The sequence below is a fragment of the Staphylococcus sp. HMSC072H03 genome (genome assembly GCF_001809305.1).
In the GTDB taxonomy this organism is placed as follows: Bacteria; Bacillota; Bacilli; order Staphylococcales; family Staphylococcaceae; genus Staphylococcus; species Staphylococcus hominis.
This window is the reverse complement of record NZ_KV796865.1, coordinates 1-442: the sequence shown is the minus strand read 5'-3', so window position 1 is coordinate 442 and position 442 is coordinate 1. Positions and strand designations below refer to the sequence as shown.

Annotated in this window: 1 pseudogene; it reads right to left on the bottom strand. The window is 32.1% G+C overall.

From position 1 onward, the window contains the following. Window positions 1–64: 64 nt before the first annotated feature. Window positions 65–442: pseudogene (locus HMPREF2578_RS00440) on the bottom strand (recombinase family protein); the annotation flags it as partial.

Below are 442 nucleotides of genomic sequence, written 5' to 3'. Positions count from 1 at the left end.
CCATCCGTTTGCATTTCAGTTGATACACGTGCGTATAATCCAATACGTTTCTTTTTGAGTTGTGTCATATGACTTCATTCCTTTCAGGAGTTATTAAATGCGATTGTTCAACGATATTGAGTGGACTGTTTTTAAAGTAGATTCCTTGTAATTGTTTAGTTTGAGTTATTGTAATGTCATCAATCAAAGGTGCTATGATTTCTAATGTCAATTTATCTTTGACTACATGACGGATTGTTTCAGCAATTTGATTGGATGAATAATTAGAGTAACGTTCTTCTCTTTCAAAGCCAGCAGATAACCGTTTAAATGTTTCTATATCAATTTGATTTTGTGCTAGTTTTTCGATGAGTTGTTCTTGTGTTAGATGTGATTGTCTGTGTTTCATTTGTTGGTGTTTTAGAGCTTTTAGTATTGTCTCATTTAATTTGTCATGAAATGA